The organism is Spirosoma aureum, assembly GCF_011604685.1.
Classification (GTDB): Bacteria; Bacteroidota; Bacteroidia; order Cytophagales; family Spirosomataceae; genus Spirosoma; species Spirosoma aureum.
This window is the reverse complement of sequence record NZ_CP050063.1, coordinates 6,918,623-6,935,554: the sequence shown is the minus strand read 5'-3', so window position 1 is coordinate 6,935,554 and position 16,932 is coordinate 6,918,623. Positions and strand designations below refer to the sequence as shown.

Below are 16,932 nucleotides of genomic sequence, written 5' to 3'. Positions count from 1 at the left end.
TAGTCGAAATACATGCCGGACAATTTCTTCCTGAACGAACTGGTGAACACTAAAAATAGAATAGTAACCGGTTCGTTATTCTTACGTCCCAACGGCTATGCTGCGTCGATTACCGCCCATTATTCAGTTTATTTTCGTTTGTATGATTGGCATCTGCATGGGTACCCTGGCAGGCTTTCTGAACGAATGTACACAACAACCCTTTAGTGCAGCGAATGCGCTTATCTGGCTGTTCCTGATGATCGTTAGCGGGAGTATCGTGACATTAATTATCCTTTATAGCCGCAACGGGTTAAGGTAAATCAACGTATTGCGAGTAAAGTAACCTCGAAACTTGGCGTCATGAAAAATTATTTCCTTTTATCACTGGTGTTGATGGGGACAATTGGATTCGCCGTCTTTTCCTGCGACACAACCAATCCCTATGTTCCCCCTGAACCGATTGGCTCATTATCGCTGACATTCGACAACATTGCAGGTAATCAGGACCTTAAGCTAAACGCCACCACCTATCAGAATGCAGTCGGAGAGTCGTTTGTTGTTACGAAATTCAATTATTTTGTAAGTAACATTCAGCTCAAAAAAGAAGATGGCAGTACGTATACGCTACCGCAGGCAGCCAGCTATTTTCTGGTTGAAGAAGAGAAGCCCGCTTCACTCTCGCTGACGCTGGCAAGCATACCATCCGGAAACTATACGGGAATGACATTTGTGGTGGGTGTAGACAGCCTGCGTAGTCTGGCCGACATTAGCCTGCGAACGGGTGTGCTCGACCCTGCTTTAAACGATGGGATGTACTGGGAATGGAATTCAGGATATATTTTTATGAAACTGGAAGGTACATCGCCACTGGCACCGGCCGCTCAGAATAATACCTTCTTTTACCATATCGGTGGTTTTGGCGGAGGATTCAACGGGAAAAAGACGATTAATAACCTACGTACGATCTCGTTATCGTTTAACGGCGATGTGGTAAAAGTTGACCCTGCTGTCAAACCTAAAGTTCAACTGAAGACCGATGTATTGAAGGTATTTAATGGCTCGACAAAACTGAGTATTGCCCAGAATTCATCAGTTATGTTTGATCCCTATTCGACAAATATTGCCAATAATTACGCAGCCATGTTTAGTTACGACCGGATTCAGGCAAACCAATGACGCGATGTACTTTTCATAGCGCTAAAAAGCTAGGACTGGTCATCAGTCTCTTTTTGTTTGGGCTTGCCGTGGCCTGTCAAACAAAATCGGGCGGTAGTGATGACCCCGCTCCCGATACGACAGATACGGGTGGTGTGCAATTTCATACTACGCCGGTTCCGTTACGGAAACCGGCCAATTTTCCCAGTCCCGTTTACGACCTTAGTCAGAACCAGCTCACGGTTGAGGGCGTAGCTCTAGGAAAGTCGTTATTTTATGACACCCAGCTGTCTCGCGATAGCACGGTCAGTTGTGGATTCTGTCACCAGCAGTTCGCCGGTTTTGCCCACTCCGACCATGCGCTGAGTCATGGAATAGACAATAAATTTGGAACGCGTAACGTGCCCAGTCTGCAAAATGCGGCCTGGGGGCGCGAGTTTTTCTGGGATGGTGGTATCACGGATCTAAACACACTGTTTATTGCCCCGCTCACCAATCCGGTTGAAATGGACATGAAGTTTGCCAATGTCCTGGCGCGGGTGCAGCAAAGTCCCAAATATCCGCAAATGTTTAAGTCCGCCTTTGGTTCAGACACCGTTACGACGGCGCAGTTCCTGAAAGCGATTTCGCAGTTTGTCCTGACGCTCGTTTCCGCTGATTCGCGCTATGATAAATACGTACGGAAAGAATCCGGGGGCGATCTGACAAGTGATGAACTGGCGGGACTGACGCTATTCAAGCAGAAGTGTGCGACCTGTCATGCCACCGATTTATTCACGGATTACAGCTATCGCAATAACGGGCTTCCTGCAAGTAGCATCAACGATCAGGGGCGTTATACAATTACGCTCAATGAAGTCGATCGGCTGAAATTTAAAGTGCCCAGCCTGCGCAATGTTGAACGCACATTTCCTTACATGCACGATGGACGCTTCACAACTTTGGAGCAGGTGCTCAACCACTATTCTACAGGAGTGAAAGACAGTCCTACGCTCGATCCGGCTCTGAAAGCAAGTGGTCAGCTCGGCATTGCATTAACTGCCACCGAACAGCAACAGGTGATCAGCTTCCTGAAAACGCTGACCGATAACACGTTTATAACCAATCGGGCATTCGGGCCGAATTAGTAAGGTCAGAACCGGGATTACGCAGATTTGAGGATTTTCGGGATTTTGCTTTCAGCAAATTGATTAACAAAATCAGATTAATCCTCAAATCTGCGTAATCCCGATTCAGATTAATGAACGTGCTGTAAACGGTGCTGGCGGATGTTGATCAGATGGGTAATCACCAGACCCGCCGACGCTGCATAGCCTATGTATTCAAAGATTGGGCTAACGTCTTCCATCAAAATGGCGATGGTGAACAGGCTTAGAAAGCCCCAGAGTGATTTTTTGACGGCTGGTAGCGCATAATGGCGTGTTGCCGAATAAACGGCAACAATGTTGACGCCGATAAAGAGGTAGTCCAGGCTCAGGTAACCGAAGCGAAGGTGTTCATCCTGAAGCAAAGCAGTGGACATCAATAGAATAGGCGTAATCAGGCAGTGGATAATACACAATACCGACCCGGTAATGCCAATGTAGTCAGCTTTGCGAGAGAGAATATCTGTTTTCATGGGCAAACGCAAAAGTACGATGCTTCGGTCAATCGTACCTTCTCTTAACCGGCTTTTTTGCAACAAAGTTGCGCAAATATAATTTTTTGTTCTACATCTACCAGAGGCCGTACGGAAATAAATTAGTTCACCTTGCTTAACAGCGTGTAACCCATCAGTTTACCATTCTTGTTGTAGGTTTCTGACTTAATGTCCAGCAGCTGATTGTTGGCCCGGTAGCTTACCACACGCATGGTGCCCCGGATAGGAATGCCCATCATGCGGTTCTCAAAATTCATGTCGGACGTGACTTTGTAGGTATCGAACGTACCGGCGGGTGTGGTGACTGATTGCTGACCTTCGACCTGCCGGTTACTCATCGTCATCGACATTGTCATCATCGTATTCCCATTGCTCAGCATATCAGCGTCCATTTGTCCATCTGATAGTTTCTGGCCGACGCTGAGTTTGCCCGGATAAACCAGTTTGTTTGTTTTCAGCTTCATTTCCATATCCTTCATACTACTCTGCATGCCCTGCGCCATGCCCGATAAGTCGGCCACCAGCTCATCGCCCGTGCAGGTATAGTGAATCGGATACGAGGGCCGTTGATTGCCTTTTTCGTCCTGAAACTGAGCCACTATGTCCATAATAGTTGAACTGCCTTCTTTGTGGACATCTTTTACCTGATAGATGATTTTGCCCGTAGGTTTATCTTTACCGCTGAATGTGCTCATTTCAAAGTTCATTCCGGCTTTAAACGTAATGCCCATACAGTCCTGCGACTGGCTACGGCTTATGGTCATGCAAATGGCGAGCAGTGCAAAGGCAAGCGTTTTCATACAAAAGACGAGTTTAGTTGGAATAAGCCTCAGGCAGAATCCGTGCCACGGTTTATTGATCGTCAGGCTTAACCGTAGCACGGATTCTGCACAAAGCCTGATGAAAACAAATGTATATGTAACTAACAATTAATAGTCAGGCTCTTGAGTAAACGGTAGCAGGTAGTTCTCAGCAGGCGGTATTTCGTGAACAACCTGTCTTTATGCCCATACCATGCTTACAACACCCAGAAGCATAATAAGCTTACAGAGGTTGCTCAGGTAGCCGAAGTCACGTCGGGTGTCGGCAAAAACAAGACGGTAGGTGAGCCAGATGAGCGGAATCAGAAGTACTAGGAAGATCAGGCCAAGACGCAGATTACTAAGCGAATCGGCAATAAGAAACATACAGAAAATAAATGACCCGATGAGTACGTAGAGCAGGTATTTGGTTCGGCGCAGGCCCCAGACGATCGGCAATGTGCGGCACCCGAACCGGGCATCCCCCGAACATCCTGCATGTCTTTGATGATTTCACGGACAAGCGAAATGCCGAACGAAAACAGGGCATAAATAAGTAGCATTTCGGCATTCTGACGGTAATAAACCGCCAGAACGATAAGCGACAACGCAGTTAACAGCGAAACAACAATGTTTCCGATGAAAGGCTGTCGCTTTAGCTGGGCTGAATAAAGCCACAAAAGTGATACCGAAATAACATCGGTCAGAAATACCCACTTACTCAGATATAAGCCAATCAGACAGCCGATTATGTTGAGGAGTTGATGCGTGCCAATGGCTACCCGACGCTTCAGATAACGACCTATGACCACGCGGTCGGGCTTATTGACGAGATCAATCTTGATGTCGAAATAGTCGTTGATGATGTAACCCGCTGCTGCAATACAAACGGTCGATAACGAAAGGAGCCAAATGGTTGGGTCGGTCAGAAGCCGGGGCCAGGCTTCGCGAGGGCCAACCAGAACAAGCCGGGCCAGAAATTGCGTCAATACCACAATCAGCAGATTCTGCACTCGGATCAGCCGCAGGAATCCGAATGCGAAGGCCGAAAAGGGGATAGGCTGACGCGTAGACATGGCGTTTTTTTGCAAAAATAAGGGTTTTCGTGATTAGGTAACTACCGGAATCTGGTGATTGGTGTAATTCGGTAATTGATTCACGCAACTGGGCAGAGAACCAATCGGCCAATAATGTATTTACCCGGATTAGGCCAATTACCAAATCCTAGCCTTCGGGATTCTTTTGGTATATGTTTGGTGTTGTTCGAACAAATCGTTCCCAGCCCACAGGGCTTAATACATGAAAATCGGTATTGTATGCTACCCGACTTTTGGGGGCAGTGGCGTTGTCGCCACCGAACTTGGTAAAGCACTGGCTAAAAATGGCCACCAGATTCACTTCATCACCTATCAACAACCACCTCGGCTCGATTTTTTCAACGAAAACGTTTTTTATCACGAAGTAAATATACCATCATATCCGCTCTTTCAGTACGCTCCCTATGAGTCGGCTCTGGCCAGCGAAATGGTTAATGTAGTAACGAACGAAAACGTAGATTTACTACACGTTCACTATGCTATTCCGCACGCATCTGCGGCTTATATGGCTAAAATGATTCTACGCTCGCAGGGGCGGAATGTGCCTGTTGTAACAACACTTCATGGTACTGACATCACACTTGTTGGTAAGGATGCATCGTATGAGCCCGTGGTGACGTTCAGTATCAACGAGTCGGATGGTGTTACGTCGGTTTCCGAAAATCTTCGGCAGGATACGTACGCACATTTTAAGGTTCACCGCGATATTGAAGTCATTCCAAACTTCATTGATCTGGATCGATTCCGGCGTCAGCAGAAAGAGCACTTCAAGAAAGCGATCTGCCCGAACGGTGAAAAGCTGATTGTGCACACGTCAAACTTCCGTCGGGTAAAGCGGATCGACGATGCTGTTATGATGTTTTTTCATATTCAGAAACAGATACCGGCAAAGCTATTGCTGGTTGGCGATGGGCCCGAACGTGCGCGAATAGAGCGGTTGGTGCGCGACCTGGGGATCTACGATCAGGTGCGGTTTCTGGGTAAACTGGATGCGGTCGAAGAAGTGTTGTCGGTAGCCGATTTATTCGTGATGCCTTCTGAAAACGAGAGTTTTGGCCTGGCCGCCCTCGAAGCAATGGCGTGCGAAGTACCGCTGATCACATCAAACGCCGGAGGGCTTCCTGAATTGAACGTGCAGGGCGTAACGGGTTTCCTGAGCCCGGTTGGCGATGTAGATGACATGGTCAAAAACGCACTCTATGTTTTAGACGATGAACATCTGCCTACTTTCAAGGCAAATGCGCTGGCAAGAGCCAAGGAATTCGAGTTATCCCGTATCTTGCCGCTTTATGAAGCTCACTATGAGCGGGTGTTGAAAGAGTCCCGGCTGGCAGTGTAGTGAACAAACAGAGTGGCAGAACGATTTATGAGGGACGGCAGGCCATTTAAATCCCTTTAAATCGTCATAGACCTCTTATAAATCGTAACTCAATCCATGAACCCAAACATACCCCAAACGGATAGGAAGCGCGTTGTTATTGTCGGCGCAGGCTTTGGTGGCTTGAAACTAGCCCGTAAGTTATCCCGAAAAAAAGAATTTCAGGTCGTACTGATCAATAAGCAGAACTACCATGAATTTCAGCCCCTGTATTACCAGGTGGCTACGGCCGGGCTGGAGGCCAATTCTATTCTGTTTCCGCTACGGACGGTGTTTGGCAACTGCAAGAACGTACACATCAGGGTAACTAGCGTAACGGGTGTTCGTACCGTCGACAAAACAGTTGATACCGAACTGGGACCGATTACGTACGATTACCTCGTCATGGCTACCGGTGCCGACACTAATTTTTTTAATCAGCAGAACATTATTGAAAAAGCGCTGTCAATGAAGTCGGTTTCGGAAGCGATTGCGTTACGCAACCGGATGCTGCAAAACTTCGAAGATGCGCTGAGTGTCGAAACCGAGGACGAAAAAGAGGGGCTTATGGATGTGGTCGTCGTTGGGGGAGGGCCAACGGGCGTGGAGCTTTGTGGTACACTGGCCGAAATGCGTCGGACCGTTCTGCCCAAGGATTACCCAGAATTGGACTTTAAGATGATGGATATCTACCTCATCGAGTCGGGCGGGGAGCTATTGGGGCCAATGTCGGTCGAATCACAGGAGCACTCATTGGCCTATCTGAAAGAACTGGGCGTGAATGTTCGGCTGAACACGCGGGTAAAAGATTTTGACGGGAAAATCGTTACCATGAACGATGGGTCGACATTGCGAACGAATAACCTGATCTGGGCAGCTGGCGTTAAGGCGAATCCCCTCGCGGGGCTTCCTGCGGAGGTCATTGGGCGGGGTGGACGCGTGCTGGTCAATCGCTATAACCAGGTTCAGGGCTTTACCGATATATTTGCCATTGGCGACGTGGCGCTGATGACTGAAGAGAAATGGCCGAATGGGCATCCGCAGGTGGCACAACCGGCTATTCAGCAGGGACGCCATCTGGCTAAAAACCTTTTTCATCTGATTCGGAACGAACCGTTAGAGGAGTTTACCTATCATGATCTGGGCACAATGGCTACTATCGGTCGTGGACTGGCTGTAGTCGATTTGCCATTTTTTAAGTTTCAGGGATTTTTTGCGTGGCTAACATGGTTGTTTGTTCACTTAATGTCAATAGTTGGTGTGAAAAACCGTCTGGCTATATTCCTGAACTGGATGTTTAACTATCTGACCTATAGTAATTCACTACGATTAATAATCAAGCCTAAATTGCCTAAGGGAAACCTGATGGCGATGCAGGAAAAACTATCCGACCAGTTGGAGGTTAGCAAAACATGAATTGAGATAGTAAACCAAATTTACTATCTGGGATGACGAACCCAATTTTCGTTGTAATTTTGCACTATTACTTTATTGTCAACGTATCTGCTCTATGGAATCAACTACCGAGAAGTTGCAAACAATGGCCGGCCATGGTAAAACCCGACCAAAAAACAGCGGCACGAAAAAACTATTTGATAACCCAATACTTGAAGCACTTTCGCGTACCCACATCATGGTTCCTATCTCGATGTGGTTGGTTCTGTCCGTCTTTCTAGGTTGGTATGCTTTCACGTATACAGCTATGAGTACGAGCACTATTGCTACGCTATTCATAACGGGTTTACTGGTATTCACCCTGTTTGAATACGTTTTACACCGCTACTTATATCATCTGGCACCTACCACGCCGAAACGCGCTAAAATTCAGTACACATTTCACGGTATCCACCACGAATATCCGAAGGATAAAACCCGGCTGGCCATGCCTCCGGCTCTGGCTATTTTTGTGGCTGGCGCTTTCTTCGGCCTATTTTTCCTGATCATGGGTGAAGCCGCTTATGCGTTCTTCCCTGGTTTTCTGGTAGGTTATTCGGGCTATCTGGCGGTACACTTTATCGTTCATGCCTACGCTCCGCCCAAGAATTTCTTTAAGCAGCTGTGGATCAATCACAGTGTTCACCATTACAAGAATCCTGAAAGCAATTACGGCGTTTCGTCGCCAATGTGGGATTATATTTTCAGGTCGTTTCAGAAGTAATCGTACGAATCAATCACCAAAAAGCCCTGCCGGAACAGTCCGGCAGGGCTTTTTGGTAGCAGGCAATTGGGGCATGACTATATTCCGACTCACTTATCGTCGTCATCATCGTCGGCTTCAGCCACCTGCAAGAAGGCGCCCCGTCTGGGTGCTGGCATAATCGAGTGTTCACCTTTAACCGCCTTCCAGATGATCTCGTTAAACAACCGATCGTCGATTTTGTCGGCAAAACGCAGATCCAGTTTTTCGGACTGGCGCGCCGGCTCAGTCATGGCTGTGTTCTTGGCATCGAGATCAATATTGGCAGGAATGTGTGTATAGGGGGTCAGGGTAGGGGTATTGGTGAAACAGGCAAACATGGGGGTTGCGGCCGCATCGTACTGGCTCATGGGCGGGAGACCTAAAATTAGCTCCATTGTGCGCAGCATTCCTGAGGTTGAGTACATGGTATGTTCTACGTGTTTCCGTTTGGTGTAAGGACTGATTACCAGCGCGGGTGATCGGTGGGCGTCAACATGATCGGCCCCATTCTGGGCGTCGTCTTCGAGCACAAATACGGCCGATTCTTTCCAGATTGGGCTCTTGGACAGGTACTCGATAAAACGGCCTAACGCCAGATCATTATCCGCCACGTGGGCAGCTGGCGTTGGTGCGCCAATTCGGGCACCGCTGGTGTGGTTATTGCCAAGCCGGATGCTGCTGAAGTGCGGAACCGCATTGGCCGCAATCAGTGAGTCAATGTCTTTCTTCCAGACGTCTACCCGGTCGATATCTTTGATTTTCAGATCGTAGTCGGGATAATTTGGTGCAAACCGGCCATCTAATGCTGACCCTTTTCGTTTCGAATAGGCTTCGAACTCACCGTAGCTTCGGTAACGAACACCCGCCCGCTGGCAATAATCCCAGATGAAGCCTTTCTTTGGATACGCGATCGGACGGCTTCCTTCAAAATCGTAAGTGCCACCCCGGCCGCCATAGCTGGTAGGCCAGTTCTTTTCAACATAATCATTGGCATAGGCAGCTGTTGACCAGTTGTGTCCATCGGCGCTCACTTCGGCATCGACGTAGAAATTGTCGAGCAGAATAAACTCGCGGGCCAGCGCATGTTGATTAGGCGTAACTTTCTCCGGAAACAAACACAAGGAAGTGTCGCCATTACCGCCCGGCATATCTCCGAAAACCTGGTCGTAGGTGCGATTCTCCTTGATAATGTAAAAAACGTACTTGATTTGCGCTGATTTTTCGCCCACCCGTTTCGGAATTGGATTATTCTGCTCGCCAGCTGCCAGTTTTTCCTTCTCCTTTGTGTAGGGCGTATTCTGGTAAACCAGCTTAGTCAAGCTTGTCAGTTCGGCGGGTTTGGGTAAATCAAACAAAGACAGCGTGCCTTTAAAAAGACCAGCGATGTATTCCGTTCCACTTTCACGCCGTTTGTAGGGGTTTGGCCCATTCGGATTTGCTTTAGACGAAAATCCTTTGCCATTGGCAACCAGCACCTTTTTGCCAACGACCTTCACGGCCGTCGGGTACCAGCCGGTCGGAATGAATCCGAGTGACCGGCTACGGCCGGGATTTGATACGTCGAATACGGCCAGGCAGTTATTATCGGCGTTGGCAACCAATAATGATTTCTGGTCGCTTGAGAGGGCCAGTCCATTGGGTGTACTACCTGCTGGTGCGTCTGGATAGAGTGCCGTCGTGACGGTTTCCAGAACCTTCCGGGTCTTGACATCAATAACCGAAACCGAGTTTTCATTGGCATTGGCCACAAACAGGAATTTGCCATTTCGGGTAAAAACGAGGTCATTCGGGCGACTGCCGGTGCTAATTTCCCCGGTTATTTTCTGCTGTTTGGGATCGTAAATCAATACTTTGTCGCCACCCCATACCGTAATAAATAGCTCGTCGGATATCGGTGAGCGCAGGCAGGTATACGCTTCGGCAGGCAACTTTATACGGTTTTTAACCTGCTTTGTCGCCAGGTCGCAGACATACAGCATACTGTCATCTTTAGTGACGGCATAGAGCGTTGATCCGGTTTTGTCTGTTTCGATGCCGGCTACCGAAATACGGTTTGGCCAGGGTTTTCCGAGTACAACTGAATCTATTTTAGTAAGCTTGTCGCCCGTTACGTCGTAAATAAGCACGCGGTTATCGTTGCCACCCGACGCGAGCAGTTTTTTGCCATCCGGACTGAACCGCAGGCCAACCCACGACTTCGCAATCTCTACCTCACTCAATACTTTTTCTTCCGATAGATCAATCAGCTGTATGCTCTGCGTGCTTTGTCCATTGTTTGTGACCGCCAGTCGTTTGCTATTTGGTGAAACTGCCAGATTGAGTGGCAAATCACCCAGCGGTATCGATCTACCAACAGGGGTTAGTCCCCACCCATTGGGTAGCGTCAGACGGGAGACCGTCTTGGGCGTTTGGGCAAGGACGAATACATGCGTACTAATGAGAAGAAATGCCGAAAGTAGAATACGCATAACAAAGGATGTTTTTGGCAAAGTTAAGATTGATTCGAATCTGGTATGTTATGGTCTTGTTAAGCAACTATGGTTAATCAACTACTCATCTTTTTTGATTGTATAAATCTTTCAAAATATTTTGAAAGATAAAAAACTTTGACCTACCTTTGGGCATGACATTCGAAGAAGCAAAAGACAAATTTATACACACCTGGGGAACGTTGGCGACCCAGTGGGGTATTAATCGTTCGATGGCGCAACTCCACGCGTTGCTGTTGATCTCGCCCGATCCGCTGGCGACGGAAGATGTCATGGAACAGTTGCAGATCTCGCGGGGTAATGCCAGCATGAACCTGCGCGATCTGATGGATTGGGGGTTAATTTACAAACACCTCAAACCCGGTGAGCGTAGGGAATTTTTTATTGCCGAAAAGGACATCTGGAAAGTAGCGCGTCAGGTGGCTAAAGAACGTCGACGCCGTGAGATTACGCCAGTTGTTGAGGTATTGAATGAGCTTAAATCGATACCGGCCGACACACCCGAAGCACAGGAATTCCAGCGGGTAATGACAGGTTTAAGTAGCGTGGTTGGCTTTGCGGATAACACCCTCAACGCGGTCATTAAAGCAGAAGAAAACTGGCTGATGGGGCAGTTTTTGAAAGTATTCCGATGATTTTTTTGCCCCTATATTTCAATTGTTTTTGAAAATTTAAAAACAATAAGTTATGAATAAACTAATTATCTATGACGGAAGCTGCCCGATGTGTCGACTTTATACGAAAGGCATGGTAGCCGCCGATCAGAGCGGGAGCTTAACCCGACTAAGCAACGACCAACTGGTGCAACATACTATAATCAGTCGGTTAGACCAACAACGGGCCCGTCACGAAATACCCATGGTCGACCTGGATGGCGGAGAGACATTATATGGAGTTGATACCTGGATTTACGCGTTTGGCCGACGGAGCGATCGGATCGAAAAGCTGTTGTCGTTTACATTGGTCAAGGTGATTTTGCAGAAACTATACGCCTTCATTTCCTATAACCGTCGGATTATTATTACATCGGCACCCGGCCGGTGGCAGTTACTGGATCTTCAGCCGGAGTTTCACATTGGGCAACGGCTTGCCTTCATCCTGGTCATCTTTGGCCTTGTTTCCGGCCTTTTCGCTACAGGATATGTCCATGTCTGGCCACCCGCATTTTTAGGATTGGTAGTCGGGCAACTGACTTTAGCCGGGCTATACTTTATCCTTACGCACCGCCATAACCTGCTCGAAACAATGCTGGACTATACAGGCCATTTAGGAATGAGCCTGCTGATAGGAGGAACCATTACTATACTGGGAGCAATAACAGGCTGGGCGATTCTGCCTCTGGTTGGCTTTGCTCTCCTGATTGGCCAGCATTTTATCCGGACCTACCGACTTGGTCTAAGTCCCTGGCTAAGCGTCTGCTTCACGATTTTAAGTCTTTTACTACTGGACAGTTATGGCAGTCCTATGCATTTTTGATGATCGAATGTATCAGCGCTGGGTCTTACTACCCGTGTTGGCTCATATGCTGAGCTGGATGACGGGATTAATGGGTATATTACTCTTCCCCATTCTGGTAACGGTAGCACAATATCTGGTTTTCAGAAGTCACCCGGCCGTTGCCCGACCCGGTCTGTGGTTCATTACGATTCCTGTTACATTTTTATCTGGGTGAAATTGGGACCCTATTTAGTGACCGTAAAACAGCAAACGATCCATAATGGCGTTGTTGCCTATTATGTGGGCCAACTCATTAACACCCTATTCATCCCGCTGATAATCAGAGCGGGAAAGCCAGAATTTTTGCTGAAGTGGATCCTGAGTAATGTGGTTGCTGGTATCGTTTGGATAATCCTGTATGACTTTGCAACGAATTGGTTAGGTCTTCCATACAACATTGAGGGCAATACGGCGCTGTTTATTCTGTATCCGACGATCGCTTTGCTGGCCAATTCTGTAAGTGGATTGTTCTTGATAAATCGTATGATCTATCAATCATGAAACAGCAGATGTGGCTGTTTACCAGGTTGATATAGTAGCAGCCAGTATACAGTTTGAGGGGTTGATCATACGCGTAGATTGCCCGTTTGCTTCTGCGAATTAATCAATAAAAATTCTGATTTAACCAGCAATCAATCAACTGGTTAAATCAGAATTTTCCAACGAAATGTCGAATGAATTTTACTTATCCTCCTTCAATGTCGACAGGAAACTAACCACATCCCGAATTTCCCGCTTTGTCAGTAGGTATTTCATTTCGGGCATGCTCGATGGAGCGGTTGTTCGCTTCGCAACCTGATCTTTACGGATGGCGGTATCTGGCTGATCACCCACTTTTACCTTGATCTCAGTGCTGGTCTCACCCTGCAAAATACCGCTGACTGTTTTGCCATTTTTAAGCTTGAGGTTGACCGTACCAAATCCAGGTGCTAAACGGGCGCTTGGGTTGATCAGGGCTTCGAGCAGTTGTTCACGAGTGAGCCGGCTTGCAACGCCGTTCAGACGAGGACCAGCATTGCCCCCAGGTCATCATAGGCATGACAGCGGATGCACTGCGCTGTTTGGTGACGGAAAAAGATTCGTCGGCCTAAATCGGGTTCACCTCCGAGTAAACTCCCTTTGTAGGATGCGGCCAGAGCATCTGGTGACAGTTTAGACGTGATTGCTTTATAGCGGGCAGCCAATTGAGGAGAATGACTGCTTTCGATTGCCTCTTCTAATTCCAGTTGAAGTTCGGCGGGCATCGTACCTGCGGTCATTTTAGCCAGAAATTGATCGAACGCCTTCTGTGAACTGGCAATTGGAAGTTTTCCCAGCGTAAGCAGAGCTGCCTGCTTTTCTTCGGTTGTACGGGTATTGATCACCTCTGTCAATAAACTCACCATCCTGTCTTTGGGCATGTCGGATTTGGCTAATAAATCTAACCCTGCTACCCGTACGCTTTTTTCGCTGTCGGCCAGGGCTGTTTCAATGGCTTTACTAACTTGTTTATCGTTCATCGAAGCCAACGCCCGCAAAGCAGCGATCCGGACAGCCGCTTCTTTGTCGCCCGTCAACCGGCTGAACAACGGCTCAGAAGCTTCAATCAGGTTTAGCTTCGTGATGGCTTTGATCGCACTCAGCCGTAGCGTCAATTCTGGATGAGTCAACAACTTGATGTAGCTATCGGCAGTTTTCGTTTTGAGCATAGCTGCATCTCGCTCAATGACACCCCGGTAGCGCCCATCAACCCGATCCAGTACGGAGGGTTTAGCCCAGGTACTAAGCGCTTCCAGCGCTTCGGCCCGCATGGCTAGTGGGTTGCCTTCTTTCTGGGAATAGTCAATTAAGGTTTGCATCGCTTCAGGGGTGCCTACCCGCAAATTCGCATTGATGACGCGTCGTAGCAGGGCTTCGTTCGTGAAGGTCGTCTTTTGTAGCACCTTGCCCAACGCAGGCAACGCATCTGGAATAGACAGGTCATCGTTGATGCCCCGAGCGGCTTCGGTCACGACAAACTCATCTTTATCGTCCAGGAAACTGGCGATACCCGGATCGCTCATGCGCCGAAGTGCCACCACGGCAGCAATTCGCACCGCCCGCGACGAATGACTGGCCAAAGCCACAACAGGAGCTGCTTTCCCGATGCGGGCGAGCGCGAGGCTACCCGCATGGCGGATGTACGCGTCTTCGTCGTTGTTAGCCTCCAGCAGTTGAATAATAGGCTGAATGGCAGGCTCATGAGCAATGCGCCCCAGGGCCTCGGCAGCAAAGAAACGGGCCCGGCTGTTGGCATCTTTCAAGAGCGGAATCAGGGCTGCGCCAGCTTCTTTATAACGAACATCGCCTAACCACTTGGCTGCCTGGGCACGAATCTCAGGGTCTTTATCTTCCAGTAAAGGCATCAGTAACTGGCCATATTGCTTATCCTGACGAGTTAGCTGACTAATACCCCAGATACCGTGTACACGGGCCAGCTGATTGTCGGTTTGTTTGATCGCCGTAGAAAAAACAGCAGCGCCATTGGCACCCCGTTTGGCTAATTCAAACTGGGCTTTTTGCCGAACGCGCATATCCGGATTCTTCAGTAATTCACCTAAATCAGTTTCTGATCGCTGACCAAACTTTTCGGCCAGTAAGGCTTTGGTTCGCTGCCGATCAGCCGATGAAGCGCCTGCTTTATCATCCAGTTTCCAGATGCGGCCATAGTCTTTGGCATCCCAGCCATTGATCCAGTCGGCTACATAGAGTGCACCATCAGGGCCGAAATCAATACCAGTCGCCAGTACGTTGCCTAGAATTTTTTTCTGTTCGCCCAACTCAAAGGAGGCTCCTTTCGGTTTCAGCTTAAAGGAATGAATGCCTGAGCGAGCGGGATTGCCCACAAATTCCGCTATGAAGAACGTGTTTTTGTAAGCTGGGCTTAAAGCCGTACCCGGATTGTAGCGCATTCCCGCCGGACCACTCACAAAGTTGGCGATCGTTGGCGTAATGTAAGCGGCCTGACCCTCAAAGCGAGGCTTATACATTTGTTCGTCCATCCAGACTTTATAGGTATTGTTATTCGGGTCGCGGTATTTACCGTACTGCCAGTTGCTGCGCCAGCCCGTATCTGAGCCGTTAACAATGTAAACCAGTCGCTCTTTCTCGCCCGGATGATCGCCGTCATTGTCTTCGCTGATCAGGTTGCCGTATTCATCAAATACGAATTCGTGGGTATTGCGGACACCATGAGCAAATACTTCAAAATCGCTACCATCGGGATTCGATCGCACGATGACGCCACTGTTGGGATACGCCCATTGTTGTCCATCGGGCCCTTTACCATTGAAGCCAATATCACCGATCTGCCAATAGATCTTGCCGTCCGGCCCCATCTCGATACCCGACATGCCATGGCCGCCAAAGCCTACATGAACGCCGTAACCATGTGAAATAGAGGTTTTTGTTTCGGCAATACCGTCGCCGTCTTTGTCTTTCATGCGCCACAAATCGGGAGCTACGGCCACAAACAGATCATCACCATTGCTTAAAACACCACCGGCCACATCGGTTACTTCGTCGTGAAAGTCGTCGACAACCAATTGTGTTAAATCAGCGACGCCATCACCGGATGTGTCTTCGATTCGGTAAATATTTTCCTTCTCGACCGTCATGTCCCGCCAATCGTGGGAGCCGTCGCCGTTAAGGTCTTTTAACCAGTCATTTTTTGCACTGTTTTCGGGCGACAGGACCCGGTGCAGGAAGGCACGTTTATCTTCAATGCTTTGCAGGCGGTTCGATTCGATCTCCCAATCCTGGTGGCTCCGAATATCAAATTCGGAATTCTTCTGTCGATTGGTTCGGGTATAATACAGTCTACCAGTATCGTCAATATCAATGGCAATCGGATCGGCCACTAACGAATCTACGCCCCACAAACGCAACGTCAGCCCCTCGGCTAATTCGGGGGTGACCGTGGCCTCGATCGCTTTTGCCAGCTGAGCGGCTTTTTCGGGAGCCATGCGTTTGATCCGGCGATCTATTGGGTCTTTCTCGACCTGGTAGCCCACTAAGCAGAGCGTGGGGGCCAGCGCGAGGAGCCAGAGCCGTTTCTTGTTTTTCAATAAACTCATGGTACTTTTTCTCATATACTTTCTAATAAATAGGGAATGTCGACAATAAGAAGGCGTTAGCTGCCAACTCTACTTATTTTCTATGGAACTACTGGTAAAAGTAATACCAGATTGCACGTTCCGCATTGACCACCAGATTTATCTATTGACGTGAGTCCCAATGTAAGCAGTACTCCAAACTTTTTTGACGGCGAATCTGACAGATTCTGTAAGTCTCGGTCTGCTACACATCACAGACGCAACCATTTCCCCGTCGTAAAGCTTAAAGGAGGAACAAGTTGCTGAAAAATCAGCGATCGCCAAAATACGGAACGGCCTGAACCTGGAGGATAATCGTGTAGTCGTTTGGGGAGAAGTCAGTATTAAGTATATACGACGACTTTTAGTTGGAAGCCTATTCGTTTCAGTCTGATCAACAAGTTACTTACTTTGGGGCTTCAACTTAAATTCCTGACTTAAACCATGGACTACTTGGACAAGATCCTTTTCGCTTGTTTATTGCCTAAACTTATTTATTCTATTGAACTCAGGACTTTCGCCAAAACCCGTGCCACGGTTAATCATGACGATCTAAAATAACCGTGGCACGGGCTTTGGCGAAAGTCCTGGTTCCAATACTCATTCCTTAACCAAATCATTTGTC

General features: G+C 48.2%; 13 protein-coding genes and 2 pseudogenes. 10 read left to right on the top strand and 5 right to left on the bottom strand.

Annotated elements, in window-relative coordinates; translation table 11 throughout:
* Positions 1–97 precede the first annotated feature (97 nt).
* From G8759_RS27545 to G8759_RS27535, 3 genes are read left to right on the top strand one after another with little or no spacing between them, the layout of a single operon-like run.
* Positions 98–301 carry a hypothetical protein gene (locus G8759_RS27545; RefSeq protein WP_167215707.1) on the top strand — a complete coding sequence of 68 codons (204 nt, stop codon included), beginning with the start codon at positions 98–100 and terminating at the stop codon, positions 299–301.
* Between the two features lie 41 nt (positions 302–342).
* Entirely contained in the window at positions 343–1,158 is an 816-nt protein-coding gene (locus tag G8759_RS27540) for an MbnP family protein (RefSeq protein ID WP_167215703.1), read from the top strand.
* The gene (locus G8759_RS27535; RefSeq protein WP_167215700.1) at positions 1,155–2,264 is read left to right on the top strand and encodes a cytochrome-c peroxidase; all 1,110 of its coding nucleotides are present in this window, start codon (positions 1,155–1,157) and stop codon (positions 2,262–2,264) included. Before G8759_RS27540 ends, G8759_RS27535 begins: the two co-directional genes overlap by 4 nt.
* 110 nt (positions 2,265–2,374) lie before the next feature.
* Here the strand turns inward: G8759_RS27535 and G8759_RS27530 are convergent, their stop codons facing one another.
* From G8759_RS27530 to G8759_RS27520, 3 genes and pseudogenes are all read right to left on the bottom strand, one after another.
* Positions 2,375–2,755: a MerC domain-containing protein gene (locus G8759_RS27530; protein ID WP_167215697.1), complete on the bottom strand. Its 381-nt coding sequence runs from the start codon at positions 2,753–2,755 to the stop codon at positions 2,375–2,377.
* 122 nt (positions 2,756–2,877) lie between these two features.
* Positions 2,878–3,576: a TapB family protein gene (locus G8759_RS27525; protein ID WP_167215694.1), complete on the bottom strand. Its 699-nt coding sequence runs from the start codon at positions 3,574–3,576 to the stop codon at positions 2,878–2,880.
* A gap of 201 nt (positions 3,577–3,777) precedes the next feature.
* Positions 3,778–4,652, bottom strand: a pseudogene (locus G8759_RS27520) (geranylgeranylglycerol-phosphate geranylgeranyltransferase).
* 223 nt (positions 4,653–4,875) lie between these two features.
* Here G8759_RS27520 and bshA point away from each other — a divergent pair.
* From bshA to G8759_RS27505, 3 genes are all read left to right on the top strand, one after another.
* Positions 4,876–6,012, top strand: a complete 1,137-nt coding sequence (gene bshA, locus G8759_RS27515) for an N-acetyl-alpha-D-glucosaminyl L-malate synthase BshA (protein WP_167215690.1) — start codon at positions 4,876–4,878, stop codon at positions 6,010–6,012.
* A gap of 96 nt (positions 6,013–6,108) precedes the next feature.
* Positions 6,109–7,446, top strand: a complete 1,338-nt coding sequence (locus G8759_RS27510; protein WP_167215687.1) for an NAD(P)/FAD-dependent oxidoreductase — start codon at positions 6,109–6,111, stop codon at positions 7,444–7,446.
* Between the two features lie 94 nt (positions 7,447–7,540).
* Positions 7,541–8,188: a sterol desaturase family protein gene (locus tag G8759_RS27505; protein ID WP_162391122.1), complete on the top strand. Its 648-nt coding sequence runs from the start codon at positions 7,541–7,543 to the stop codon at positions 8,186–8,188.
* Between the two features lie 89 nt (positions 8,189–8,277).
* On the opposite strand, the gene G8759_RS27500 is transcribed toward G8759_RS27505, so the two are convergent.
* Entirely contained in the window at positions 8,278–10,677 is a 2,400-nt protein-coding gene (locus G8759_RS27500) for a bifunctional YncE family protein/alkaline phosphatase family protein (RefSeq protein WP_167215684.1), read from the bottom strand.
* 155 nt (positions 10,678–10,832) lie between these two features.
* On the opposite strand from G8759_RS27500, the gene G8759_RS27495 reads away from it, so the two are divergent.
* From G8759_RS27495 to G8759_RS27480, 4 genes are read left to right on the top strand one after another with little or no spacing between them, the layout of a single operon-like run.
* The gene (locus G8759_RS27495) at positions 10,833–11,333 is read left to right on the top strand and encodes a GbsR/MarR family transcriptional regulator (RefSeq protein ID WP_167215681.1); all 501 of its coding nucleotides are present in this window, start codon (positions 10,833–10,835) and stop codon (positions 11,331–11,333) included.
* A gap of 52 nt (positions 11,334–11,385) precedes the next feature.
* On the top strand, positions 11,386–12,174 hold the full coding sequence (locus G8759_RS27490) for a thiol-disulfide oxidoreductase DCC family protein (protein WP_167215678.1): 789 nt from the start codon (positions 11,386–11,388) through the stop codon (positions 12,172–12,174).
* The gene (locus tag G8759_RS27485; RefSeq protein ID WP_167215675.1) at positions 12,152–12,370 is read left to right on the top strand and encodes a hypothetical protein; all 219 of its coding nucleotides are present in this window, start codon (positions 12,152–12,154) and stop codon (positions 12,368–12,370) included. Before G8759_RS27490 ends, G8759_RS27485 begins: the two co-directional genes overlap by 23 nt.
* 2 nt (positions 12,371–12,372) lie before the next feature.
* Positions 12,373–12,696 carry a hypothetical protein gene (locus G8759_RS27480; RefSeq protein WP_167215672.1) on the top strand — a complete coding sequence of 108 codons (324 nt, stop codon included), beginning with the start codon at positions 12,373–12,375 and terminating at the stop codon, positions 12,694–12,696.
* A gap of 180 nt (positions 12,697–12,876) precedes the next feature.
* Here G8759_RS27480 and G8759_RS27475 read toward each other — a convergent pair.
* A pseudogene (locus tag G8759_RS27475) lies at positions 12,877–16,304 on the bottom strand (HEAT repeat domain-containing protein).
* Positions 16,305–16,932: the final 628 nt, after the last annotated feature.